The organism is Chryseobacterium sp. MMO-72 (assembly GCF_037146035.1).
In the GTDB taxonomy this organism is placed as follows: Bacteria; Bacteroidota; Bacteroidia; order Flavobacteriales; family Weeksellaceae; genus Chryseobacterium; species Chryseobacterium indicum.
This window is the reverse complement of sequence record NZ_JBBCWG010000003.1, coordinates 21,550-47,596: the sequence shown is the minus strand read 5'-3', so window position 1 is coordinate 47,596 and position 26,047 is coordinate 21,550. Positions and strand designations below refer to the sequence as shown.

24 protein-coding genes are annotated in these 26,047 nt (G+C 35.9%); 14 read left to right on the top strand and 10 right to left on the bottom strand.

Going from position 1 to position 26,047, the window contains the following annotated elements; translation table 11 throughout:
- Positions 1-73 precede the first annotated feature (73 nt).
- The 3 genes from WFH39_RS05290 to WFH39_RS05280 all read left to right on the top strand — a co-directional run bounded on the left by WFH39_RS05290 (position 74) and on the right by WFH39_RS05280 (position 4,443).
- Positions 74-1,564, top strand: coding sequence for an NAD(P)-binding protein (locus tag WFH39_RS05290; protein WP_336689086.1), 1,491 nt, complete (start codon positions 74-76; stop codon positions 1,562-1,564).
- A gap of 67 nt (positions 1,565-1,631) precedes the next feature.
- On the top strand, positions 1,632-2,657 hold the full coding sequence (locus WFH39_RS05285; protein ID WP_336689085.1) for a hypothetical protein: 1,026 nt from the start codon (positions 1,632-1,634) through the stop codon (positions 2,655-2,657).
- Between the two features lie 28 nt (positions 2,658-2,685).
- On the top strand, positions 2,686-4,443 hold the full coding sequence (locus WFH39_RS05280; RefSeq protein WP_336689084.1) for a discoidin domain-containing protein: 1,758 nt from the start codon (positions 2,686-2,688) through the stop codon (positions 4,441-4,443).
- A gap of 59 nt (positions 4,444-4,502) precedes the next feature.
- Here the strand turns inward: WFH39_RS05280 and WFH39_RS05275 are convergent, their stop codons facing one another.
- The 7 genes from WFH39_RS05275 to WFH39_RS05245 form a co-directional block, all read right to left on the bottom strand.
- On the bottom strand, positions 4,503-5,330 hold the full coding sequence (locus tag WFH39_RS05275; RefSeq protein WP_336689083.1) for a GLPGLI family protein: 828 nt from the start codon (positions 5,328-5,330) through the stop codon (positions 4,503-4,505).
- A gap of 10 nt (positions 5,331-5,340) precedes the next feature.
- A complete protein-coding gene (locus tag WFH39_RS05270) occupies positions 5,341-6,189 on the bottom strand; it encodes an alpha/beta hydrolase fold domain-containing protein (RefSeq protein ID WP_336689082.1) in 849 nt (282 codons plus the stop codon).
- A gap of 84 nt (positions 6,190-6,273) precedes the next feature.
- The gene (locus WFH39_RS05265; RefSeq protein ID WP_336689081.1) at positions 6,274-8,535 is read right to left on the bottom strand and encodes a TonB-dependent receptor domain-containing protein; all 2,262 of its coding nucleotides are present in this window, start codon (positions 8,533-8,535) and stop codon (positions 6,274-6,276) included.
- A gap of 290 nt (positions 8,536-8,825) precedes the next feature.
- Complete coding sequence (locus tag WFH39_RS05260) at positions 8,826-9,164, bottom strand: DUF3817 domain-containing protein (protein ID WP_336689080.1); 339 nt, start codon at positions 9,162-9,164, stop codon at positions 8,826-8,828.
- Positions 9,165-9,245: 81 nt separating this feature from the next.
- Positions 9,246-9,830, bottom strand: coding sequence for a nicotinate (nicotinamide) nucleotide adenylyltransferase (gene nadD, locus WFH39_RS05255; RefSeq protein WP_336689079.1), 585 nt, complete (start codon positions 9,828-9,830; stop codon positions 9,246-9,248).
- 9 nt (positions 9,831-9,839) lie between these two features.
- Complete coding sequence (gene recJ, locus WFH39_RS05250; RefSeq protein WP_214588364.1) at positions 9,840-11,552, bottom strand: single-stranded-DNA-specific exonuclease RecJ; 1,713 nt, start codon at positions 11,550-11,552, stop codon at positions 9,840-9,842.
- Positions 11,553-11,650: 98 nt separating this feature from the next.
- Positions 11,651-13,273, bottom strand: a complete 1,623-nt coding sequence (locus tag WFH39_RS05245; RefSeq protein WP_087707950.1) for an ABC-F family ATP-binding cassette domain-containing protein — start codon at positions 13,271-13,273, stop codon at positions 11,651-11,653.
- Between the two features lie 205 nt (positions 13,274-13,478).
- Here WFH39_RS05245 and smpB point away from each other — a divergent pair, with 205 nt between their 5' ends.
- The 5 genes from smpB (at position 13,479) to WFH39_RS05220 (ending at position 18,194) form a co-directional block, all read left to right on the top strand.
- Positions 13,479-13,937 (top strand): SsrA-binding protein SmpB, encoded by a 459-nt coding sequence (gene smpB, locus WFH39_RS05240; protein WP_087707948.1) that lies wholly within the window; start codon positions 13,479-13,481, stop codon positions 13,935-13,937.
- Between the two features lie 77 nt (positions 13,938-14,014).
- Complete coding sequence (locus WFH39_RS05235) at positions 14,015-15,505, top strand: OmpA family protein (RefSeq protein WP_336689078.1); 1,491 nt, start codon at positions 14,015-14,017, stop codon at positions 15,503-15,505.
- Positions 15,506-15,599: 94 nt separating this feature from the next.
- A complete protein-coding gene (locus WFH39_RS05230) occupies positions 15,600-16,340 on the top strand; it encodes a YebC/PmpR family DNA-binding transcriptional regulator (RefSeq protein ID WP_235133004.1) in 741 nt (246 codons plus the stop codon).
- A 58-nt stretch (positions 16,341-16,398) separates the two neighbouring features.
- Positions 16,399-17,226 carry a UDP-2,3-diacylglucosamine diphosphatase gene (locus tag WFH39_RS05225; protein ID WP_336689077.1) on the top strand — a complete coding sequence of 276 codons (828 nt, stop codon included), beginning with the start codon at positions 16,399-16,401 and terminating at the stop codon, positions 17,224-17,226.
- Entirely contained in the window at positions 17,223-18,194 is a 972-nt protein-coding gene (locus WFH39_RS05220; protein WP_336689076.1) for a glycosyltransferase family protein, read from the top strand. The genes WFH39_RS05225 and WFH39_RS05220 overlap by 4 nt, the downstream gene beginning before the upstream one ends.
- On the opposite strand, the gene WFH39_RS05215 is transcribed toward WFH39_RS05220, so the two are convergent.
- Positions 18,183-18,473 (bottom strand): GNAT family N-acetyltransferase, encoded by a 291-nt coding sequence (locus WFH39_RS05215; RefSeq protein WP_076394996.1) that lies wholly within the window; start codon positions 18,471-18,473, stop codon positions 18,183-18,185. The genes WFH39_RS05220 and WFH39_RS05215 overlap by 12 nt on opposite strands.
- Positions 18,474-18,522: 49 nt before the next feature.
- The gene (locus tag WFH39_RS05210) at positions 18,523-18,885 is read right to left on the bottom strand and encodes a helix-turn-helix transcriptional regulator (RefSeq protein ID WP_235133001.1); all 363 of its coding nucleotides are present in this window, start codon (positions 18,883-18,885) and stop codon (positions 18,523-18,525) included.
- A 149-nt stretch (positions 18,886-19,034) separates the two neighbouring features.
- Between WFH39_RS05210 and WFH39_RS05205 the strand changes: the two genes are divergently transcribed.
- Positions 19,035-19,541, top strand: coding sequence for a hypothetical protein (locus WFH39_RS05205; protein WP_336689075.1), 507 nt, complete (start codon positions 19,035-19,037; stop codon positions 19,539-19,541).
- Between the two features lie 725 nt (positions 19,542-20,266).
- On the opposite strand, the gene WFH39_RS05200 is transcribed toward WFH39_RS05205, so the two are convergent.
- On the bottom strand, positions 20,267-21,007 hold the full coding sequence (locus tag WFH39_RS05200; protein ID WP_108410658.1) for an RDD family protein: 741 nt from the start codon (positions 21,005-21,007) through the stop codon (positions 20,267-20,269).
- A 27-nt stretch (positions 21,008-21,034) separates the two neighbouring features.
- Between WFH39_RS05200 and WFH39_RS05195 the strand changes: the two genes are divergently transcribed.
- The 5 genes from WFH39_RS05195 (at position 21,035) to WFH39_RS05175 (ending at position 26,042) form a co-directional block, all read left to right on the top strand.
- Positions 21,035-22,018: a stage II sporulation protein M gene (locus tag WFH39_RS05195; protein ID WP_336689074.1), complete on the top strand. Its 984-nt coding sequence runs from the start codon at positions 21,035-21,037 to the stop codon at positions 22,016-22,018.
- The gene (locus tag WFH39_RS05190) at positions 22,005-22,964 is read left to right on the top strand and encodes a DUF4013 domain-containing protein (protein WP_336689073.1); all 960 of its coding nucleotides are present in this window, start codon (positions 22,005-22,007) and stop codon (positions 22,962-22,964) included. The genes WFH39_RS05195 and WFH39_RS05190 overlap by 14 nt, the downstream gene beginning before the upstream one ends.
- The gene (locus WFH39_RS05185; protein WP_336689072.1) at positions 22,957-23,751 is read left to right on the top strand and encodes a DUF4129 domain-containing protein; all 795 of its coding nucleotides are present in this window, start codon (positions 22,957-22,959) and stop codon (positions 23,749-23,751) included. Before WFH39_RS05190 ends, WFH39_RS05185 begins: the two co-directional genes overlap by 8 nt.
- Positions 23,752-23,763: 12 nt before the next feature.
- Entirely contained in the window at positions 23,764-24,921 is a 1,158-nt protein-coding gene (locus WFH39_RS05180) for a hypothetical protein (RefSeq protein ID WP_288460328.1), read from the top strand.
- An 89-nt stretch (positions 24,922-25,010) separates the two neighbouring features.
- The gene (locus tag WFH39_RS05175) at positions 25,011-26,042 is read left to right on the top strand and encodes an AAA family ATPase (protein WP_076395014.1); all 1,032 of its coding nucleotides are present in this window, start codon (positions 25,011-25,013) and stop codon (positions 26,040-26,042) included.
- Positions 26,043-26,047 lie beyond the last annotated feature (5 nt).

Sequence of the window (26,047 nt, the reverse complement as noted above, 5' to 3'; positions counted from 1 at the left end):
CCTTAAAACCCTATTTTTGGGCAGTCTCATGATTCCTTTTTTACACTATTGCAGTAAAAAAGGCAAATCGTTATTGCTTAAAATCACCGGAACCAATCATATTTTAGGGCACAAACTCTGGGCAAAAGATTTTCCTCAACCTACGGAAGAAATTCGCACAAAGTATCTTATTGTCGGTGGAGGAATTTCAGGACTTTCTGCGTGTAGATTTTTCAGTCAGAATCAGGAAAACAATTATCTGTTGCTCGAAATGGAAAACCATTTAGGCGGAAACTCTTCCAACGGACAGAACAAATTTTCAAAATTTCCTTTAGGAGCGCATTATTTGCCATTGCCGAATAAAGAAAATACTGAAATCATCGAATTTCTGAAAGAATGCAAAATTTATCAGGGAAACGATGAAAACGGCGATCCGATTTTAGACGAATATCAGATGACTTTTCCGCAACAGGAACGGTTGTTTTTTAAAAATTCTTGGCAAAATGATCTTGTTCCGCAAAACGGAATTTCTACAGAAACAAAAGCGGAATTTGACCGGTTTTTTAAAATGATGGATCATTTTCAGCATAAAAAAGATGCCGAAGGAAAATATTGGTTTGCCATTCCTGTTCACGATTCCAGTCGGGAAGAGGAGGTTTTACAATTAGAGAAAATTATTTTCAAAAACTGGCTGAAACAGGAAAATTTTATATCTGAAGAATTACTCTGGCTGTTGGATTATTCCTGTCGCGACGATTACGGTTTGGGAATCGATTATGTTTCAGCTTGGGCGGGAATTCATTATTTCGCCGGAAGAAAAAACAACTGGAGCAAAAAATACAAAGATCAGGTTTTTACATGGCCGGAAGGAAATGCAAGACTGGCAAAACATTTTTCAAAATATACAGAAGGAAAATCTTCATCGAATAATTTAGTTTTTGAGGTAAAAATTAATGATAAAAATGTTGAGGTTTTAAGTTTCGACAATATTCAGAAAAAGACAAAAAAGATCGTTGCTGAAAAAGTTCTGTTTGCGACTCCGCAATTCGTCAACGAAAGAATTTTCAACAATAAAAGGGCTGAACATTTTAACTATGTTCCGTGGCTTTTAACAACGATTACTTTGCAAAACGATTTCGGAGGAGATGAAGAATTGGCTTGGGATAACGTAATTTATGGTTCCGATGGTTTGGGTTATATTTACGATCAGCATCAGAATGTAGACCAGATTATGGGTGAAAAAGTAATTACCTACTACAGAAGTTTTTCTACCAATGACTGTAAAAAAGCAAGGAAAAAATTATACAGTCTGAAAGAAGATCAGTTGAAATATCTTGTTTTGGAAGATCTGAAAAAAGCCCATCCTATGATTGAAGATTTTATCCTCGAAATGCAGTTTCACAAAATCGGTCATGCGATGATTGCGCCGGTTCCGAATCAGATTTTTGGAAATTCAGAAAAAGCAAAACAGCCGATTGACGGAAAAGTTTTCTTTGCCCATTCTGATCTTTCGGGAATTTCAATTTTCGAGGAAGCCTTTTATCAGGGATGGAGAACCGCAAAGCAGATGCAGCAATTTGATTGATTAAAATTAAAATAAGAATTCAAACCTTATAGGTTTTTAAAACCTATAAGGTTTCCCCAAAATAAAAATGAAACAACCCTGGATCCATAACGCAAAAACAGACGGCTGGTTTATTCTGTCGCCGCCTTTCATTATTTTGCTGATTGTTTTCTTATTTCAGAGACAGGTTCAAGGGCTGGAAAATCATTATTCCTTTTACACATGGCTTTTTCTTATTGTTTTTGTGGATGTAGCGCATGTGTATTCTACTTTGTTTAAAACGTATTTCGTTAAAGAAGAAGTCAGGAAAAGAAAACTTTTATATTACGGAATTCCTGCATTGAGCTGGATTTTGGGATTGATTTTATACCAGTTCGGAAGTCTTACCTTTTGGTCGGTGTTGGCTTTGATTGCTGTTTTTCATTTTATCAGGCAGCAATATGGTTTCATGAGAATTTATGCCAGATTTGAACCCAATAACTGGAGTAAAAAGTTGGATGAAATTGCGGTGTATTCTGCTACAATTTTTCCGATGTTGTATTGGTTTAAAACACCGAGAGCTTTTACGTGGTTTGTACAAAATGAATTCAATTGGTTTCAGAATCTTCCGGATTATATTCCTTTCATTAAGATTTTATATTTCGGGATTTTAATGATTTGGCTATTCAAAACTATTTTTGAAATCTTTAAAACCGGACAATTCAATATTCCGAAAATCGCCTTAATTTCAGGGACTTATCTTTCATGGTATTTCGGAATTGTTTACTTTAATAACGATCTGGTTTTCACTTTTCTGAATGTGATTTCGCACGGAATTCCTTACATTGCATTAATATACATTAGAGAAATAAAGCAAAAAGATACACAGAAACTCAACAATCTTTCTTTATTTAAATCAACTTTTGGAATATTTCTATTTATTGGAATAATCATTGGATTTGCATTTTTTGAGGAATTTTTATGGGAAATTTTGGTCTGGAACGAACATTTTTCATTAAATCTGAATGTTTCAGTAAATTGGTTTCAGTTTTTAGTCCCTTTATTAGTCGTTCCTCAGCTTACGCATTACTTATTGGATGGCTTTATTTGGAGAAAACCGAAAAAAGTTAACTAATTTTGCCTTCAAAGTTAAAAATATGAAAATGCAGAAGTGCCTCCTTTCATTCATGCTTTTGTTGGGATTTTTCAGTTTAAATGCTCAGCAGAAGACATTTTGTAACCCGATTAATATCGATTATGGGTATACTCCGTTTGAAGTTTTTTCAAAACAGGGAAAACACCGTGCAACAGCCGATCCGGTGATTGTTAATTTTAAAAACAAGCTCTTTCTTTTTTCCACCAATCAGGAAGGATACTGGTACAGCGACGATATGCTCGACTGGAAGTTCGTTCACCGGAAATTTCTAAGGGACAATAAATATACCCACGATCTGAATGCTCCTGCAGTTTGGGCAATGAAAGATACGTTATACGTTTTCGGATCTACATGGGAACAGGATTTCCCGATCTGGAAAAGTACCAATCCCACCAAAGACGACTGGAAAATTGCTGTTGATACTTTAAAAGTCGGAGCTTGGGATCCCGCATTTCATTACGATGAAGACAAAAACAAGCTGTACTTGTATTGGGGATCAAGCAACGAATGGCCTTTGTTGGGAACTGAAGTAAAAGTAAATACGCTTCAGTCGGAAGGTTTTGTAAAGCCTACGATCAGACTAAAACCTGAAGATCACGGCTGGGAAAGATTCGGGGAGTACAATGACAATGTTTTCTTACAGCCATTCGTAGAAGGAGCATGGATGACGAAGCATAACGGGAAATATTATCTGCAATATGGAGCTCCAGCAACGGAATTCAGCGGATATTCGGATGGAGTATATGTAAGTAATAAACCTTTAGAAGGTTTTGAATATCAACAGCACAATCCATTTTCTTACAAACCGGGAGGTTTTGCAAGAGGAGCAGGACACGGTGCAACGTTTGAAGATAATTACAAAAACTGGTGGCACATTTCTACCATTTTTATTTCCACAAAAAATAATTTTGAAAGACGTTTGGGAATCTGGCCTGCCGGATTTGATAAAGATGATGTAATGTATTGCAACACGGCTTACGGAGATTATCCGACGTATCTTCCGCAATATGCACAGGGAAAAGATTTCTCTAAAGGACTTTTTGCAGGATGGATGCTGCTGAATTACAATAAGCCGGTTCAGGTTTCATCCACTTTAGGCGGTTATCATTCCAATTATGCGGTGGATGAAGATATTAAAACGTACTGGAGTGCCAAAACAGGAAATTCAGGAGAATGGTTTCAGACGGATTTGGGAGAGGTTTCTACCATTAATGCGATTCAGATCAATTATGCCGATCAGGATGTTGAGTTTATGGGTAAAACGCTGGGTAAAATGCATCAGTATAAAATCTATGGTTCCGATGACGGGAAAAAATGGAATGTGATTGTGGATAAAAGCAAAAATACCAAAGATGTTCCTCATGATTATGTAGAACTGGAAAAACCTGCAAAAGCGAGATTTTTGAAAATGGAAAATCTGAAAATGCCAACCGGAAAATTTGCATTAAGCGGTTTCAGAGTTTTTGGAAAAGGAGCGGGAATTGCTCCTCCAAAAGTTCAGAATTTTGTTCCGTTGAGATCTGATCCTAAGAAATACGGCGAAAGAAGAAGCATCTGGATGAAATGGCAACAAGATTCCGAAGCAGATGGCTACGTTATTTATTGGGGCAAATCTCCTGAGAAATTATACGGAAGCATTATGGTATACGGAAAAAACGAATATTTCTTCACCGGAGCCGACAGAGCGGACGCATATTATTTCCAGATCGAAGCTTTCAATGCGAATGGAGTTTCGGAGAGATCGGAAATTTTTAAGTCTGAATAAAATATAATAAACGCTTTGAGTTTTTCGGAGCGTTTATTTTTTTAGTAATAAAGAGAATATTAATTTTTTATAATATCCCATCTTAAAAGATTATTCCTTTTCTCTAAAGCTTTTTTATTATTTCTTTCCACCATTCTATAAAATTCGGAATCTGATATTTCTTTTCCGTTACCGTCAAAAAAAAATTGTTTCAAATCATTGTTATCATTGTTCCGCTGCGGAGAAGGATTGTCGAAATAATTTTTTAAAATAGTTTTGAAAGAATTTTCTGTTACTAAAATAAGCTTATGTCTGAAATAATATGGAAGTTCTTTCGGATCTGAATTTCGAAGTGATTTTATCTCTACAAGCTGAAATGAAATTCCTTTCTTCTCGTCTTCTGCTTTTACAATTAACCCAGGTAAGCCATGGAGCAAATAAGGACCGTCCTGAATGGGAATATCAGTTGTAAACCAAACTGTCCATTTTCTGTTATATAGTGTAGTTGTTGCTTTTTGAGCTAAAAAATTTAAAATCTTTTCTTTTTCAGGAAAGATTTTCCATTTAGGTTTTTTCTGCATGTTTACCTGATAATAATTCTGACAGCTTGTATACAATGTCATATTAAAATCTGGATAATTTTTTACAATAACGTCTAAATACTGAACTCCCTGATAAGGAAATTTATCTTTCGGTTTCTCTTTAATTCTTACTAAAGAGTCCTGTTCGGGAATATCGGAAGAATAAAATCGGGAACTGTTTTTATGAATATCAAGATTCAGAAATTCTTTTTTCTTAATATCAAGATGCGTGGAATCTTCTGCGAAACTGTATTCGTAAACAAAACGTTTATTTTGAGATTTATATAACTGAGCTGTTATTAAAAGAAAAAATACTATTCTGTACATCTAAAGAATTTTAAGGATTTATATTCTTCATAAACCCCTCAATTTTGTTAACCAGAAAATCTCCATTGGAAGACTGATCCCAACCGAGATGATCTCCGGTAAATTGATACGATTCATGATAGACTTTATTTTTTGTGAGAGTGGAGTCTAAATTTTTTTGCTGAGATGGCGGAACCACATGATCATTAATTCCGTAATAAGAAAGGGTAGGAGCGGAAGTTGGAGTAATCCAGTAAACCGGACTTCCAAAGTCCATTAGCGTTGTTTTGCTGTCAACGATTTTAGGATCGATCAAATGCTTTTCTACGAATGCATAATCGTCATAATTTTTAAATCCGGGATCATTCAGATTGGTTGGGCCTACGATATTAATAACGGCCTTTACGTTTTTTTTAGGATCAAATTTATAGGCATACAACATTGCTAAATGTGCTCCTGCGCTATTCCCGAGAAGAATATATTTGGGATGGATTTTTAAGGTTTTTTCTACGTAGTTCATGGCATTGGTAATATCATCCGTTTGATTGGGAAGAGCAAAGCGTTTGGATGATGCAAGGCGATAATCCAGATTGATAAAGATCTTTTCCGGAAACTTTTTCATCAGATCATAAGTAAAACTGGTAAGTTGAGATCTTCTTCCGCCGCGCCAACCGCCGCCATGAATAATGATGAAAGCATCTTTGTCTTTTGTAAAAGTTTTAGGAACATAGATGTCCATTTTCTGCTCTTTATCTTTTCCGTAGGAAATATTTTTCTCTATGGTGAAAGACCGACCGTTGCCTAAATCAATGGTGTTTTGTTTACAATTTAAAAGTGTAAGAAGAAATAAACCTGTTAAAACCATTAAACGACTCTTCATCATTGAATTTTAATTAAAAATAAAAAAACTCGCCGATTTCTCAGCGAGTTTACCACAAAAATGATTTATATGAAGAAATGATTGTTATCTGGTTCTGTTTTTAATTTCGTCTGAAGCACTTTCGATATTTCTTACCTTTTTCACTTTCTGGTTTCCGAAATTGTAAGTAATGCTTACATTAATGCTTCTTTTGTACATGTCGTTTTTAATGTAATTGTAATTTCCGGAAGCCTGTAAATCTTCAATTTCCACTACGTTGGTTCTTAAAACATCATTCAGATTCACCGCAAAAGTCCAGTCGTTCCAGTTTTTCTTAATGCTCAGATCTAAACTTGCTAAGTTTTTCAGCATACCAAGTTCTATCTGCTGTTTATCCACATAGAAGAAATTTACACCTAAGAACCATGTTTTCTTTTTGTCTAAACGGATGGTATTGTTACTGGTAATCACCATACTTGCCGATTTTCTGTTGTTTACATAAGTGTCAAAAACCTGTCCTGTTGTGGGATCTGTATCTAATGTTCCGTTGTTGATGTTATACTGAACACCCGCATTGAAGTTTAATGTAAGATATTGCTTGAATAAGGATTTCTGAATTCCCAACATGGCAGACATTTCCTGCTTGTCTCCGAAATTGGTTCTGATGTACGCCAACTGAACTCTTTTCTGATTGGTTTTCGGATCGATATAGCTTCTCTGCAACGGAACCTGTGTAATCTGGTCTTTTTCATAGGTATGATTCAAAATCAGGAAATAAGAATTTTTGTACATATACGTTAACTCCTGATTGTAGGTAGAAGACGCTTTTACGAAAGGATTATTCTGGGTATAATTATCTTCCGTAATAAGATTTTTTACAGGGTTCAGTTCCCAAAAGCTTGGTCTTCTCATTCTGCTTGAAAAGGAATAGGAAATATTGTTCTTATCATTAATAGCATAATTGAAACTCAAATAAGGTAAAAGATTATTATAATTTCTTTCGATCTGCTGATTGTTTTCTACATTGTTTTTCCAGCTGTCTGCGGTTCCTAAACTATTTGTGATTTCGTATCTGGCTCCGATTTTTCCTGAGAATTTATCCGAAAACTTCTTTTCAAAAGTTACATACAGCCCATAAATATTTTCATTGTAAATAAAATGGTTAAAATCATTTTGAGAAGCTAACTGGTTACCGGAAAGATCATATGGATAAGAATAGTTTTTGGTGTCGTTGTCTGTTTTTGTTTTATTGTAATTTCCTCCGGCAGAGAACGTAAAATCGTTTTTAAATTTCTGAATATAATCTACCGTCCCGGAAAAATTGTTAATAACCTGCGGAAGATCCTGAATTATTTTGCTGCTGTTTTGGGTGAAATTTCCTGCCGCATCCTGAATCAGCGTGTTGTTATTCGTGTACTGAAATCTTTTATAATTAAGATAAGCCGCATTCACGTTCAGTTTGCTTCCTAAAGAATCAAGCTTCACTTCATAGTTTAAATTTACAGAATTGTTGTAACTTCTTGCGTCCTCTTTATTTTTGGTTTTAGTGTAAGCGGTTGAAAGTATATTGCCGTTAGTATCATATTTTGTAATCGTGTTCATCAGATCAATCGTAGAATTGTAACTTTTGTTTGCCCATGTATTCCATGATAAAGCCAGATTACTTTTGTCATTCAACTGATAATCAATATTCAGATATCCTCCTAAATTTTTGTTTGGATCATCAATATTCCCTACAGATTCATTCTGTACATTTTCAGATCGGTTTCTGAGAATGTAAGACTGCGGATTGATATTTTCGCCACCGCTAAGATTCGCATTAATTCCCAGTTTGTCTTTTCTGTAGTTTAAGGAAAAACTGGCGTTGCTTGCATTGTATTTGCTCTGGGTATTAGACATTCTCATGTTTCCGCTGGTTCCGTCGCTCATTTTTTTCTTCAGCACGATATTGATGATCCCATCGGAAGATTCCACTTGATATTCACTTCCCGGAACTGTAATCACTTCAATTTTCTGAATATTTTCTGCGGGTGTGTTTTTAAGAAACTGAACCAGAGATTCCGCATCCATATTGCTTTTTCTGCCGTTAATGTAGATCAGCGCATTGTTCTTTCCTGCAATCTTTAACGTTTTATCATCTGTTGTAGACAAAAGGGGAGTCTGCTTCAGAATATCGAATGTTGTATTGCCTTTTGCAATCGGAGATGCTGCAACATCATATACAAAACGGTCACTTTGTTTTTTGAAAACCAGCTTGGTTAAAGTAACTCCTTCTATGCTTTTTGTTTTTACAGTGTCTTTTTTAGTTTGCTGTGCGAAAGATAATCCACTGAAGAATATAGCTGCGATAAGAATGGTCGTTTTCATGATATAATATTTTAGAGAGTTTAATAGCTTGTATTTATTATTATTTAACATTGCAAAGATATATAATAAATTAAGTATCTTGCAATACAAAGTACTTAAAATGTTTTTAATTAAAATTTAACTATTTGATTTTCAGTTAGTAAATTTTTAGATTAAATTTTTAACTTTTGTTTCTTTGCTGTTAATAAGACAATTTTGAGCATGATTGTATTACATTTCAGGATAAAATTTCTGAAATGTTATGTTGGTAATAAAAAGAAAAAAGAACCGAAATGGCTCTTTTTATTCATTTACTCTCTGTCGAAACGGGCAAGTTTTTTATCAATCCAGATCGTAGCAAATGGGAAGAAGGCGGCAATTAAGGCAAAAACGCTGTCTTCATCGTCCCACACGTAAATTTTTCTCACAGCAGGTAAAAAGATCAGATAAAGAGAAAAAAAGAATCCGTGAATACTTCCGATGGTACTGATGTAGATAATAGGAACAATTTCATCGGGATTGGTGCGGATCCAGATCATTGCCGTGAAAAGAAAAAACCACGAAACGGCTTCTGCAAGGCAGATATTTTTAAACCACTTAATGATCTTTTCCTGAGGATATTTTAAGAAAAATTTTTCGATGAAGTTCATAGTATTGAATTGAGAATTCGGTTTATGAGTTGAAAAAAATTGCAATTATTAATTCTAAATTCTAATTTTCTGAATATAAAATTACTTATAAAAACTGCTTCCATCCAGATAATCAAAAACTTCGGGAGGAAGCATCGGTCTTACATTTTTTCCGCTTTTAATCATATTACGGATTTCTGTTGCGGAAAGTTCAATAACCGGCGCGTTGATTAGAGAAATATTTTCGTGCTGAAGATATCCAGAATCTTTCTTTTCACCTTCAAAAACCCTCGGATAAACAATGATATGATGATTCTTAATCAAGGTTTCAGCATTCTTCCATTTGTGAAGGCTTTCCAGATTATCTTCTCCCATAATTAAACTGAAAGAATAGTCCGGATATTTCTCATGAAGATAAGTCAGCGTATCAATCGTATAACTTGGTTGTGGAAGCGAAAATTCCACATTTGAAGCGCGCATTCTCGGATAATTTTTTACCGCAAGCTGAACCATATCCAGTCGGTTATGGTCTTTTAACAAAGATTTTTTTTCTTTAAAAGGATTTTGCGGACTTACCACAAACCACAATTCATCCATATCGGAATTTTCCAGAATGTAATTGGCTAAAATTAAATGACCAATATGAATTGGGTTAAACGAACCGAAAAACAAACCAATTTTTTTCATAAAAAACTTCTAATCCCTGAATTTTACATCTTTAATATTCAGATAATGCGTTACATTTCCTTTCCAGTGGTTTTCTTCCAGCGTGAAGGCAAGATCAAAATATTTATTTCTGAAATCATCGGCAAACTGTCCTAATTTAAAGCCTACACATTCAATATTTCTTCCGGTGGATTCCTGCTTGATATAGAATTTAAGATGATTATTATCTTTACCCATCGTTTTGATATACCCCGAAATTTTCTGATTCGTTAATGTAAGAATCGGTTTCATATTGTGAGGTCCGAAAGGGGCTAATTTTCTGTGGAAATTAATAAATTCCCTGTTAATTTCATCAATCTGTATTTCCGAATCTATCGTGATCGAAGGCTCTTTCTGATGTTCTTTTATTTTTTCGGAAACCACCCGTTCAAATTTTTCTTTGAAAGCCGCAAATTTTTCCTTTTCCATAGAAAGTCCTGCTGCGGCATGATGTCCTCCGAATTTTAAGAAATATTCCGAACACATATCCAGTGCTTCGTGAACATCAAAATCTGAAACGGATCTCGCCGAAGCCACCATTTCCCCATTATTTCCATCGGTGAAGACGAGAGTAGGTTTGTAGTAGGTTTCAATCAGTCTTGAAGCTACAATTCCGATCACTCCTTTATTCCATTCCGGATGATAAACAATGGTAGTATATTTTGTTTCCTGCTGAGATTCAATAACCTGATTCAAAGCAGAAAGGGTAGAATTCATATCCAGTTCACGCCTTTCATCGTTAAGATTCATGATGTCGCTCACGATCTGATGGGCGTGTTTCAGGTTATCCGAAACCATAAGCTCAACGGCTGCTTTTCCGTGCGAAATTCTTCCGGCAGCATTAATTTTCGGCGCAATTTCAAACACAATATTTGAAATTTCAAAATGAGAAAGCTTGTCTTCAGGAATTAATAATCTTAATCCTAAATTTCTCGTTTTTCTCAGGGTTTTCAGTCCCATTTTAGCCAAAACCCTGTTTTCTCCGGTCATTGAAACGATATCTGCGGCAATGGAAATCGCAAGAAGATCTGTTAATTCAAACAGTTCTGCTTCAGGAAGTTTATAAATCGTATTCAGTCCCTGACAAAGTTTAAAACCAACTCCGCAACCGGAAAGTTCTTTGAAAGGATAACGACAATCGCTTCTTTTCGGGTCCAGAACAGCAACAGCGTCGGGAATTTCTTCGCCGGGTAAATGGTGATCGCAGATGATGAAATCAATATCCAGACTTTTGGCATAGCTGATCATGTCTAATGCTTTGATTCCGCAGTCTAAAGCGATAATTAGCGAAAAGCCGTTTTCTTTGGCAAAGTCGATTCCTTCGGTGGAAATTCCGTATCCTTCAGAATTTCTGTCGGGAATATAGTAATCTAAATATTTTTTCTGAACAATTTTGCTGAGGTACAAATACATCAGTGCAACGGCAGTTGTTCCGTCCACGTCATAATCTCCGTATACCAATATTTTTTCTCCATTCTCAATTGCAGTGGCGATCCGCTCTACAGCTTTTTGCATATCTGCCATTAAAAACGGACTGTGAATGTCGTTAAGGTTGGGTTTAAAAAATTCTCTTGCCTTTTGATAATTGTCAATTCCTCTGAGAACGAGGAGTTTAGATTCAAAAGTTCCAAAACCAAGAGACGAACTTAATCCATCCACAATTTCCTCATCGGGTTCGGGCTTGTAAATCCATTTTTGACTCATTTCACAAAAATAGGGAATTATAATTTAAAAGAAAAGTTTATTGTTGAAGGGGAAGTGTTAAAAAAACCGTTCAGCAGTTGAACGGTTTTTAAATATTTTTAAGAATACATTTTCTCTCTTAATTCTTTTACTTTCTTATCAGCAAGATATTCATCGTAAGTCATTTCTCTGTCGATAATTCCGGTTGGAGTAAGCTCGATTATTCTGTTACAGACTGTGGAAAGCATTTCGTGGTCATGAGAAGCCAATAGAATATTTCCTTTGAAGTTAGACAGTGAGTTATTCAAAGTCGTGATACTTTCAAGATCTAAGTGGTTCGTAGGTTCGTCCAGTAAAAGAACGTTGGCTTTCTGAAGCATCATTCTGCTGAACATACATCTCATTTTTTCACCTCCTGAAAGTACTTTACATGATTTTAAAGCTTCATCTCCTGAGAAAAGCATTCTTCCTAAAAATCCTCTTACGAATTCTTCATGACGCTCTTCATCATTTTTGGTGAATTGTCTTAGCCAATCAACAAGACTTAAATCTTCCTGAAAGAAATTGGTATTGTCCAAAGGCATATGAGACTGGTTTGTAGTAACTCCCCAAGCAACAGTTCCTTTATCCGCTTCTACGTTTCCTGCTAAAATTTCGAAAAATTCTGTGATTGCCAATGAATTTTTAGACAAAACAGCAACTTTATCTCCTTTTTTAAGATTTAAATCGATGTTTGAGAATAGTAATTCTCCGTCTTTTGTTTTTTCGAGACCTTTTACATCTAAAATCTGATCTCCCGCTTCTCTTTCCATTTCGAAAATAATGGCAGGGTATCTTCTTGAAGACGGTTTGATATCATCGATGTTTAATTTATCGATCATTTTCTTTCTTGCAGTTGCCTGTTTCGCTTTCGCAACGTTCGAGCTGAATCTTGCAATGAAGTCCTGAAGTTCTTTCTTCTTTTCCTCTGCTTTTTTGTTCGCCTGAGCTCTTTGTCTCGTTGCTAACTGAGAAGCCTGATACCAGAAAGAGTAGTTACCGGTGTAAAGATTTAATTTAGCGTAATCCAAGTCACCGATGTGCGTACAAACCGTGTCTAAGAAGTGACGGTCGTGAGATACAACAATTACTGTGTTTTCGTAATCTGCCAAGAAATCTTCCAGCCAAGAGATCGTATCGATATCAAGGTCGTTCGTAGGCTCATCCAGAATAAGTACATCCGGATTTCCGAAAAGCGCCTGAGCCAAAAGAACCTTTACTTTGTCTTTGTTCTCAAGTTCGCTCATCATTTGCCAGTGCATATCATCTTTAATACCTACGTTGGAAAGCATGGTCTGTGCATCAGATTCTGCAGTCCATCCTCCCATTTCATCGTAGATTACACCTAATTCTCCGGCTTTAATACCGTCTTCATCAGAGAAGTCTTCCTTCGCATAAAGCGCGTCCATCTCTTCCTTTATCTCGAATAATTTCTTGTTACCTCTCAAAACCGCTTCAAGCACAGTAAATTGATCATAAGCAAAGTGATCCTGCTCCAGAACAGACATTCTTTTTCCAGGTTCCAAAGATACGTGTCCTGTTGTCGGGTCCTGCTTTCCTGTTAATATTTTAAGGAATGTAGACTTTCCTGCACCATTTGCTCCGATAATTCCGTAGCAGTTTCCTTTCGTAAACATAATGTTTACCTCGTCAAAAAGAACTCTTTTCCCGAATTGTAAAGATAAGTTAGATACTGTTAACATATAGTTTTGTAAATTTGGCGCAAAAATACGAAAAGAATTTGGGTATTTCGCAATATTGTAATAGTCAGGTTTTTAAATGTGGGGTATTTTTTATATATTTCATTCATTAAATTAATAAAACGCAGAAAAAAAATTTCAGAAAAGATAAATTTCACCTGCAACTTTATTAAATTTTTACATCTTATAAATACAAAAGGATTTTAAAATGAAGATTGAAAAAACAGTCAATATATTAAACCGAAGAGCCAGATTTGAATATGAAATTCTGGAAGAATACGAAGCGGGAATGGTTTTAACGGGTACGGAAATAAAATCTTTGCGTTCTTCAAAAGCATCTATCGCAGAATCGTTCTGTCAGTTTATTGATGGGGAATTGTATATCATTAATATGATGATCGATGAGTACAAATTAGGAACTTTTTACAATCATAAAACAAAAAGGGAACGGAAATTGCTGTTGCACAAAAAAGAGTTACAGAAATTAGAAAAAAAGTTAAAGGATGCAGGGAACACCGTTATACCTCTTAAGTTATATATCAATGACAGGGGAAAAGCAAAGGTTCTCATAGCGCTGGGTAGAGGGAAAAAACTCTTCGATAAAAGGGAGAGCATAAAAGATAGAGAAAATAAACGAAACCTCGACAGAATATTAAAGAAAAGTTAAAAATCATCTGAAAAACTTTGTATATAAAGAAAAATTATATTTATTTTGCATTATCAATTATTTAATCATTTAATTCTATGAAAAATCTAAAATTAGGAATTTCAGCATTGGCACTTACTGTTGCTTCTACTGTGTTCGCTCAGACTACCAACAATCCGTGGTTGATCGGAGTTGGTGCTCACGCGGAAAACCATTTGGCACAGAGAACCAATTTCAGTAATACGTTCTCTGCTAATAATTTGACGAAGACAATGTTCAATATGAACAACTTCTCTATCACTCCACCATTATCAAAACTTACTGTAGCTAGGAACATCGGTAAAGGCTTGGTAATCGACTGGCAGACTACTGTTGGAAATGTTGAGAACAAAAGATTCAACATGGGTAAAGAGTTTATGTTGATGACAGGTTTAGGTTTCCAGGCGAAGGCTGCAGGTCTTCTTTGGAACGAAGAATCTTGGTTTGATCCATATTTAAGAGTTGGTGCTAACTATTTAAGACACGATTATACTTCTCTTACTTTCCCTAGAACGGATGCTAACGGAGAGTATGTAACAAATGGTGACAATGGAAACGAAAGCGGTAAAGCTAACTTCTTTACAGTTGCTACTGGTGCAGGTGCTAACTTCTGGTTAACTAAAAACTTCGGTTTAGGTATTCAGGGAGATTATGTATCAACTCCGGGAGATAAATCTAACGTTGCTAACTTCTGGCAAGCTTCAGCATCTTTGAACTTTAGATTTGGTAACAGAGATAGAGATAAGGATGGTATCTTAGATAAAGACGACTTATGTCCAGATACACCAGGTTTACCAGAATTCCAAGGATGTCCTGATACTGATGGTGATGGAGTTCCAGATAAAGACGATCAATGTCCAGATGTGGCTGGTCCGGTTGAAAACAACGGATGCCCTTGGCCAGATACTGATGGTGACGGTGTAATCGATAAAGATGATGCTTGCCCTACAGTTGCAGGTCCTGCTGAAAACAACGGTTGTCCTTGGCCAGATACAGACGGAGACGGAATCTTAGATAAAGATGATGCTTGTCCTACTGTTCCGGGTCTTCCAGAATACAACGGATGTCCTAAGCCTAAAAAGCAAACTGCTATTGAATTAGAAAAACAATTCGGAAGTGTATTCTTTGACTTCAATAAAGCTACTATAAAGGCTGAGTCTAAAGGTGCTCTTGATTCTGCTGCTGATCTAATCAAAAAAGACGGTGGTAACTATCTATTAGAAGGTAGAACTGATGCTAAAGGATCTGAAGCTTACAACTTGAAATTATCTAGAGAAAGAGCTGCTGCTGTAGTTGCTGCTTTAGATGCAAGAGGTGTAGATGCTAATGCTCTTAAATCAATCGGTGTAGGTAAAGCTAAAGCTACTGTACCTGCTACTGCTTCTGATGCTGAAAGACAAGTAGACAGAAAAGTAGTTGTAACTGCTATCGAAGATGCGGCTCAGTGGGAATCTCTTAAGAAAAGAGACTACGAAGATCCAACTCCGGTAAAAGTAGTTAAGAAAAAAGCTCCAGCTAAGAAAAAAGCTCCGGCTAAAAAGAAAAAATAATTAAATTTTTCTAAATATAAATACCTCCAGTTCTCTGGGGGTATTTTTTTTTCGTTCACTTTTAAGTAATTTTGTTGAAAATTAAAAATATAAAATGGGAAGAGCGTTTGAATATAGAAAAGCTTCTAAAATGGCCAGATGGGACAAAATGGCTAAAACATTTTCTAAAATAGGTAAAGATATTGCATTAGCGGTGAAAGCCGGAGGGCCGGATCCTGAATCTAATCCTGCACTGAGAAGATGCATCCAGAATGCAAAAGGAGCAAACATGCCAAAAGATAACGTAGAAAGAGCGATTAAAAAGGCAAGTGGTGCAGATGCAGAAAGCTATGAAGAAATTACTTACGAAGGTTACGGACAAGGCGGAGTTGCATTTTTCGTAGAATGTACTACCAATAACCCTACAAGAACGGTTGCCAATGTAAGAGCTGTTTTCAATAAGTTTGACGGTAATCTTGGTAAGAATGGCGAGTTAGCTTTCATCTTCGACAGAAAAGGAATTTTCACCATAGAATTAGCTCAAATTAAAATGGACTGGGACGATTTCGAAATGGAAATGATTGACGGCGGAGCAGAAGACGTAGAAAAAGATGAAGAAGAAGTAATGATTACAACGGCTTTCGAAGATTTCGGTTCTTTGTCTCACAAGCTTGATGAACTGGGAATTGAGGCAAAAAGCGCAGAACTTCAGAGAATTCCGAACAATACAAAAGAAGTAAACGAAGAGCAGTTCAAGGCAAATATGAAAATGCTTGAGCGTTTCGAGGACGATGATGATGTACAAAACGTGTATCATAATATGGAAATCACAGAAGAGTTGATGGAAACTCTCTAAAAAAATAATATAACATTCATATACAGTTAACTTTCAAGTAGTTTCTTTGCATAAAACTATGAAAAGAAACGTAGAATTAGTTGTTATATCGGATGTTCATCTGGGAACTTACGGATGTAAGGCTAAAGAATTACTGAGATACCTTAATTCTATTCAGCCTAAAACTTTAGTTTTGAATGGAGATATTATCGATATCTGGCAATTCAAAAAGTCTTACTTCCCTAAACCCCATTTAAAGGTCATCAAAAAAATATTGTCCTTTGCCACAAAAAACACGGATGTTTTCTACATTACCGGAAATCATGACGAGATGTTCCGGAAGTTTACCGACTTCCAATTGGGTAAACTTAAAGTCTGTAATAAAATCTGTTTAGACATCGACAATAAAAAAACATGGATCTTTCACGGAGATGTGTTTGATGCCTCTGTTCAGCATTCGAAATGGATTGCTAAACTGGGAGGAAAAGGCTACGATTTATTAATTGTGATTAATAATATTGTGAATTGGTTTTTGGAGAAAATGGGTAAAGAAAAATATTCATTTTCAAAAAAAATTAAAAACAATGTGAAGAAAGCGGTAAAATACATCGGGGATTTTGAGCTGACTGCTTCCGAACTTGCCATCGATAATCATTACGATTATGTAGTTTGCGGACACATTCATCAGCCACAGATTCGGGAAGTGATTAATAAAAAAGGTTCCTGCACGTATCTTAATTCCGGAGACTGGATCGAAAATCTTTCCGCACTGGAGTACAATAATAACGAGTGGAAGATTTTTTATTATGACGAACATAAAGATTCTCTAAAAGATGATACCGCAGAGGAAATTCAGGAAATCGATAGTGATGAACTTTTAAAAATAGTAACCAACTTCAGCCAATGAAAATTTTATACGCCTTTCAGGGAACAGGAAACGGACACGTTGCACGCGCACAGGAAATTGTTCCGATCCTGAAAAAATATGCTTCGATGGATACACTCATCAGCGGACATCAGTCGCAGTTAAAGGCTGATTTTGATATTAATTTTAAACACAAAGGCGTTTCCCTTCTTTACGATAAAACAGGCGGTTTATCCTACCGGAAAACGTTTACAGACAATAGTTTTTTAGAAGCCTTCAAAGCGATCCGCGAAATTGAGCTTTCTCAGTACGATTTAGTCATCAACGATTATGAACCTTTAACGGGATGGGCTTGTAAATTCAAAAAACATCCGATGATAGAACTCAGTCATCAGGCTTCCATGTTGTTTAAAGAAACGCCGAAACCGGATAAAAAAGATTTTTTCGGGGAAATGGTGCTGAAATATTATGTTCCCAGCGAAAGAAGAATTGGTTTCCACTTCGAAAATTATCATCCTCAGATAAAAAAACCGGTCATCAGAAGGAAAATCCGAAACTTAAATCCCGACAAAAAAGGTTTTTATCTGGTGTATCTTCCTAGCTTTTCAGATGAAAATATCATTAAAGTTTTAAAGCAGATTCCGGTAGAATGGAAAGTTTTTTCCAAATATTCCAAATTGCAGTTTAAGGAAAATAATGTTGAAATTTTTCCGATTGATGAAATTCAATACTTAAAAGCGTTTGAAAACTGCGATGGTATTCTCTGCAATGCAGGTTTCGAAAGTCCCGCAGAAGCACTTTTTATGGATAAAAAACTGTTCGTAATCCCTATTCATAATCAGTATGAACAGGAATGCAACGCATGTGCTTTAGACAAGATGGGAATTCCGAATTCTAAAGTTTTGAAACTGGAAGAAATACAGAATTGGGTAAACTCCGATCAGCATCTGAAAGTAGATTATCCCGATGATATTGAAGAAATCTTGGTGAACGAAGTTTTAACGCTGTAAAAAAATATCTTCCACATCTTTCATTCTCATCATCACAGATCGCGCGTAAGAACAATGCGGGTAAACTTTCCAGTTATTTTCTCTGGCAAATTTTATGGCTTCTTCTACCAGATATTTTCCCATTCCGCGACCTTCAAATTCGGGGTGAACCAGAACGAAGGAAATAATGAATTTGCTGTCTTCGGGGAAAATAGTGTACGTTAATCTTCCGATTTCTTTTACTTCATTATTTAGAGTAATGACTCCGCCGTTTCCCGATTTATTATTTTCAAATCTCATAACTTAAACTTTTATGAAGCGTAAAATACAAAAACTGCACCGCGAAAGGTTATTTGTATTTTGCGATTTCTGCTTTTAGTGCTTCAATTTCTGCTTCCAGTTTATCGATGTATTTCTTCTGAGATTCCCACAAAGAAAGCGGAATGTTGTAATTATTGGTATTTCCAATTCCATTTCCGTTACCTGTAGAATTATCATTAAATATAAAAACTAAACTTTCTTCATTTTCAAAAATGTCTTCAATTGGAACTTCCAATACTTCAGCGATTTTCTGCCATTCCGGTAAAGAAATTTTTGCCGTTCCTTTCTCTCTTCGGTTGTAGTTGGAAACATCCATAGAAAGGATGTCTGCCATTCTTTCCTGGCTGATGTTTCTTCTTTTGCGGGCTTCGATGAGTTTTGTTTTTTCCATTTCTGTAAAGTTTAGTGTAAAGATAAATTTTTTGCGAAAAATCGCAATAAAATCGCAAAAAGAAAAGTCTTTTTGTTGATTTCTAATTTTTACTTTTGACAAGTTAGCTAAAAAACACAAACGTTCAAAAAATACCTTTAAAAACTAATATGCCGGAAAGATCAAATTTAAATTATTTCGCTTATCATTTCTTTTGGCTTCCTGTAACGGTGGGAGCGCTGTATATTTCCATTCAGTATTTTGTGGTGTACCATCTTCTGAATTTTGGGAATTATGATATTCTTTTTACCATAACATCCTGTTTACTTTTGTCGTTTATAAATTTAGGTTTCGCCCTGATTGGTAAAGAAAGAAACCAGTTTGTAAAAGATTTTTCAGAATACGTCATCATTTTATACCTCTCGTGTATGTTGTCTTTTTTCATTCACTTTTGCAGGTTCAATTTTGGAACGGTAAGGCGTTGCGCTTTTGATCTTGATATTTCTGAAGTGAAAAATATGCATGATGTGGCGATACTTTTTACATCCGTTATCAACATTATTTTTCTTTGCATCATCCGTAGATATAAACTCAAAATTAGAGTATTGCATTTTGTACTGTTGATTTTGGCGATGGTTGCTCAGTTCTTTTATACACGTAGTTTTAGAATGATTTAATTTGAATATTATGTCATTTCGACGCAGGAGAAATCTGTCAAATACAATCCTAAAGACGCTTTGAGCAAGACAAACTTTGTTCCGGATTATCTAAACGCAAAGTTTTTATTTTGAGAATGAATATATTTAGGGTACAAAGTGAAGGCAGATTTCATCTGCTAAGAAGCGCGCTTCATCATCCGTCTGCGACGGAGTATCTTTGCCTCTCTTTAATGAGGTGAAAACTTTTTTCCTTTGCGTTTAGATTGCAGTTTTAAATCGAATCAATAAAAAATGTTTGTATAAGCATTCGATGGTTTTTACAGAATCATCTGCAAAATCCGCCAAATCTGCGGGAGCTTTCATAAACAGCTCTGTCATTTCGACGAAGGAGAAATCTATCAAATATAATCTTAGAGATGCTTTTCAGCATGACAAACTTTGTTCCGGATTATCTAAACGCAAAGTTTTTGTTTTGAGAATGAATATATTTAGGCTACAAAGTGAAGGCAGATTTCATCTGCTAAGAAGCGCGCTTCATCATCCGTCTGCGACGGATTATCTTTGCTTCTCTTTAATGAGGTGAAAACTTTTCCTTTGCGTTTAGATTGCAGTTTTTAAATCAAATCAATAAAAAATGTTTGTATAAGCATTTGATATTTTTTTCAGAATCATCCGCTAAATCTTTAAAATCTGCGGGAGTTTTTATAAGAAGAGTGGTTTTAAAATATTTTAAAATCGTCTTCCTAACTGTCTTTCCCCGTATAATAATTGTAATCCTTAATAACAACCCCGATGAATTGTCTTTCCGTCATTTTGGTAGGATCTACTTCCAGCTTCAGAATTCCTTTAATTTTATCGGAAAGTTTGCTGATGATTTGTCGGTCGTCCACTCTTAAAGCTTTCAGATAATTATCTTTAATAATTCTCATATCATTATCGCTTAAAGCAATGACCTGCGGAAAAGTTGGAACATAATCTTCTTTAATGTTTTCCAGAATCGTATGCGAAATATTGATGTTGTTTTTTAAGGAAATAACGGCGGTTCCCGATGCAATATCTCCCAAACGCTGGTTGTTTTTGGAAACAATGGCAGAGATAAGACCGATAATAGAAATATCGATGATCCTGAAAACCCAGCGAATCATATAATCTCCGAATCCCGCCTGATAACCGTCGATTTTCACCACACGGATTTTCATGACTTTCTTTCCCGGAGTCTGCCCTTCCATAAGGCTTTCCAGAACTAGAGGATAAATCGCAGTCGGGAAAAGAAGAATGCTGTAAATAGCAATAATCGACCACTGATCCAGCCCGTCCATCACATATCCCAGATTCAGAATATTGAAAAAAAGATACAGAATAGCGATGGTGTACGCAATTTGAATAAGAAGATCGATAATATAAGCAAGAAGTCTTTCTCCAACACCCGCAATGTTGAAATTAATATTTACATTTTGTGAAGTATTTATCGCGATTTGAGACATTATTTTTATTATTTTAGCCTTACAATTATGAGAGAAGTTTATTTCATTAAACAAAATAAAGAAAAATGGTTGGGAATAGAACAGGTTATTCAGGGGAAAATTAAAAAAAATCCTGATGATCTCTCTTCGCTGTACATCAACCTCGTTAACGACCTTTCTTTTGCACAGACGTATTACCCGAAAAGTAATACCACGGTTTATCTTAACCATTTGTCTGCACAGATCTTCCAGAAAATTTATAAAACCAAAAGGGTAGAAGAAAACAGGTTTCTGCATTTCTTCAAAACCGAAGTTCCTTTGCTGGTGTACCAGTACAGAAGATATTTGGGATATGCTTTTCTGTTCTTTACATTATTTACCTTAATCGGTCTGCTTTCCGGCATTTACGATAAAGATTTCGCCAAGGTTATTCTGGGTGAAGAATATGTGAACCAGACCATTGAAAATATTAAGGCAGGAAATGCGGTAGGAGTTTACCAGAGCGGTTCTACATGGGGAAGTACGATTGGGATTATTTTCAACAATATAAAAGTTGGTGCAAGACTGTACATCTACGGAATTGCAGGCGGAGTAGGAACGTTATGGGCATTGCTGAACAACAGCGTGATGCTCGGTTCTTTCCATTATTTCTTTTACGATTACGGCGCACTGAAGGACAGCGCAAGAGGAATCTGGCTTCACGGAGTTTTTGAAATCTTTGCGATGGTAGTGGAAGCGATGTGCGGTCTTATTCTGGGAGCCTCTATTTTATTCCCTAAAACACTGTCGAGATTTAATTCTTTCAAAAGCGGATTTAAAGATTCATTCAAAATATTCCTGAGTACCGTTCCTTTTACCATCTGTGCGGGAATTATTGAAGGATATGTAACAAGACACGCCCTGAAAATGCCTTTAATTTTAAATTTAATTATTATTTTCGGGTCTTTGGCAATCATCGGATTTTATTACTGTATTTATCCGTCTGTTGTCAGCAAAAAAATTAATAACCAGATTCAGGATGCAGTTTTATAAAAAAAGAGATTTCGGAAGTTTCATCAGCGATACTTTTGCTTTTTTCAAATTATACGGTAAGAATTATTTTAAAAATTTTATTCTGCTGAACGGCTTGCTGCTTATTTTAACCGTCGTTGTGATGGTGGTAGGATTCAGAGAATTCTTCGGTGCCATTTTCGGGTCTAATATGAGCGGACAGAGCTATTATTTTGAACAGTATTTTCAGGATAATTTAGGACTGATTATCATCGCTGGAATTGTACTTTTTGTGCTTTCCACGGCTTTAATGACGGTTAATCTGCTTTTTCCTGTATTTTATATGAAAAGAGCTGCGGAAGGGCAGAAAGAAATAAAAACAGACGATATCATCAGTGATTTTAAAGTGAATTCTAAAAAAGTTTTCATTGCCTATTTTGGGCTTACCTTTTTGGTAATGCCGGTTGCAACGGCTATTTTCGGATTCTCTTATCTGTTGGTGTTTTTTTTCATTGGGATTTTTCTGCTGCTTTTTATCCTGCCGAATTTATTCAGCATCATCACCTTTCTCTGCTACGATTATTTTAACGGTAATAAAGGTTTTTTCGAAAGCCTCAGTTATGCTATAAGATCTCAGTTTTCTTATCCGAATGGCAGAGAAAAATCTCCTTACTGGAAATATTGGGGTGCAACCATTATTTTGGGACTGCTTTTTTATATTGTAAGCGGATTTTTATCCGGAGTTCCGATGATTTTATACATTCTTAAACTTTCAACAACCGCTCCGGATGGGAATTTTGAACAGAATCCTTTCTCTGGAAATTTCGGAATTGTTATATTCTTTATCTACGGACTTTCAACATTGGTTTCAACCATTTTAATGAATGTTCTGTATGTAAATTCAGGATTGATGTATTACGACAGCCGCACCGATCTTCATCAGAAAATGGAACTGGCAGAAATAGAAACAATAGGAAATAATGAATAGGCTTCTTTTTTTACTGCTTTTTTTCAGCTTCGGAACTGTTTTTTCTCAGCAGCAGGACGATCTGCCTCCTGAAGAAGCAGTTTTTATAGACTCGATAGAAACGGGACATTACAGGAATATGTACCGTGCAGATTCTGTATTGTATAAAAATCCGGTAACGGAAAACACCGTTTATCCTAAAAAATTTAAAGACAACATCCCTTCAAGATACAAAGACAAAGACTTCGATTATACTACGGTAAAACCCAGAATGTCTTTCGGGCAGAAGCTGATGAAGAAACTCGCGGAATTGTTAGACAGTATTTTCGGGGAAACCGTATTTACAAAATCCGGAAATTTCGCAGGGATTTTAGTGCGTCTTTTTGTGATTATTCTTGTCGGTTTCCTGCTGTATTTCATCATTAAATATCTCATCGGGAACGGCGGAATTTCATTCTTCGGAAAGAAAAACCGGAAAGTGGATATCCGCGAAGAAGAACTTCATGAAAATATTCACGAAATTAATTTCCCGGAAAGTATTCTGAAATTTGAAAAATCGGGCGATTTCCGTTCGGCAGTCCGTTATCAGTTTTTATTTGTCTTAAAAAAATTAAGCGATAAGAAACTCATCGTCTGGAATCCGGAAAAAACCAATAAAGATTATGTGGCAGAGCTGAAAGCACCGCATTTAAAAGAAAGTTTTTACGATCTTGCCTATATTTTCGATTATGTCTGGTACGGAGAATTCTCTATTGATGAAGAAAACTACCTGAAATTTAAAAACCAATATCAATCCTTTAAACCGTAATTAATTGTTATCATGAACAAAACTTTCAAAATATATGCTGTAATCTTCGTCGTGGTGATGATTATTCTGGCGTTGTTTGAAGTCAACAAAACAGAAAGTACGGATTGGAGGAAGAATTTCAAGACTTACCAGAAATCACCGTTCGGATTGTATGTTTTTAATAACGAGATCAAAGATCTTTTTAAGAATAAAGTTAAAAAAATAGATCAGACTCCTTACGATTATTATACCCAGAATAAAGAAAAAGGCAGTCATAATATTCTTGTCATCGAGCATGAAGTAGATACCGAATCGTGGAATAAAATTCTGGAAGAAGTTTCCAAAGGTTCCAACGCGATGTTGATTATCAGCGAAATGCCAAAAGAAATTTCCGACAGCATCGGTTATTATGATTCTATGATTTCTTTTCGGGACGAAAATGTTTTAAAACTTACCGACACGAAATACCAGAACGATTTCATTAAACTGGATAAATTTCCATCCGGAAGAGGTTTTACTTTCATTAAACCGGGATCTGAAGTCTTAGGAAAGACAGTGGAAAAAAATAATGACGATCAGGCAAACTTTGTTAAAATAAAATTCGGGGAAGGTTACTTTTACGTTCATTGCGAACCGCTTTTTATTACCAATTACTATCTTCTGAAACCCGGCAATGTAAAATATGCACAGGACGTTTTTTCTTATCTGGATGATAAAGAAACATTGTGGTTTCTGGAAAGCAATTCGAAATCTTCGCAGTTTCTGCTGAGGTTTATCCTTTCAAACCCTGCTTTAAAATATGCTTGGTGGGTTCTTCTGGGCGGTCTGGCTTTGTTTATTTTCTTTAATGCCAAAAGAAAACAGCGCATTGTTCCTATTGTGGAACCGCTGAAAAATAACTCGGTAGATTTTGTGAAAAGTATCGGAAATCTTTATCTTCAGGAAGGCGATTTCCATGACATGATGTCGAAAAAAGCCCAGTACTTCCTGAACAAAGTAAGAATGGATCTCCTTATCGATACCCAGAAACTGGATGAAGAATTTGCAAAAAAACTCCATCTGAAAACCGGAAAACCAATGGAAATGATTGATGAAGCCATTGGGCTGATTAAAAAAGGACAGGATCCTTACGCGCACGTAATGAAGGAAGATCTTGTGAGAATGAATAAAATTTTGGATGAAATTATTTAATAAATGTAACAATCTGAAAATATAACAGTGCTGTAATTCTCAATGTAATTGGTAATTGGATACACTGTTCTATTGATAAATTATAGGATATGGAAAACTTTGAAAACCCAAATATAGAAAACGAATTTTCTATCAGCTTAGATAAAAAAGAAGATCAGTTTCAGTCGAGAATCGATATGATCGAGCTTCGTACAAGTCTTGAAAAAGTAAAAGCCGAAATTGCAAAAGTAATCGTTGGTCAGGAAAACATGGTGGAGCATCTTTTGGCGGCACTTCTTTCGAACGGTCACGTTCTTATTGAAGGTGTTCCGGGAGTTGCCAAAACCATCACGGCAAAATTACTGGCAAAAACCATCGATGTAGGTTTCAGCAGAATTCAGTTTACACCCGATTTGATGCCTTCCGATATTTTGGGAACCTCTGTTTTCAGCGTAAAAAATTCTGAATTTGAATTTAAAAAAGGACCTATTTTTTCTAATTTCATCCTGATTGATGAGATCAACCGATCTCCGGCAAAAACTCAGGCGGCTTTGTTTGAAGTGATGGAAGAAAGGCAGATCACGATGGACGGAACCCGCTATCCGATGGAAGAACCTTTCCTTGTAGTTGCAACCCAAAACCCGATCGAGCATGAAGGAACATACAGGCTTCCGGAAGCCCAGCTTGACCGTTTTCTGTTTAAAATAAATGTGGGTTATCCGAATCTGGAGCAGGAAATTGCCATCATCAGAAACCAGCACGAAAGCAAGCAGGAAGATAAAACGGAGGTTGTTAACAAAGTGATTACTGCACAGCAACTGAAAAATTATCAGCATCTGGTAAAAGAAATCATCGTTGAATCTCAGTTGATGGAGTACATCGCTAAAATTATCATCAACACCAGAGAAAACCAGTTCCTGTATTTGGGAGCTTCTCCGAGAGCGAGTCTGGCTTTGTTAACCGCATCAAAAGCATTTGCGGCTTTAAGAGGAAGAGATTTTGTAACGCCGGAAGACATTAAAGAAGCAAGTTATGCCGTTCTGAGACACAGAGTTATTGTATCGCCGGAAAGAGAAATGGAAGGTCTTACCGCAGACGAAATCATCAGACAGATTTTAGAGGGAATAGAGATTCCAAGGTAGATTTA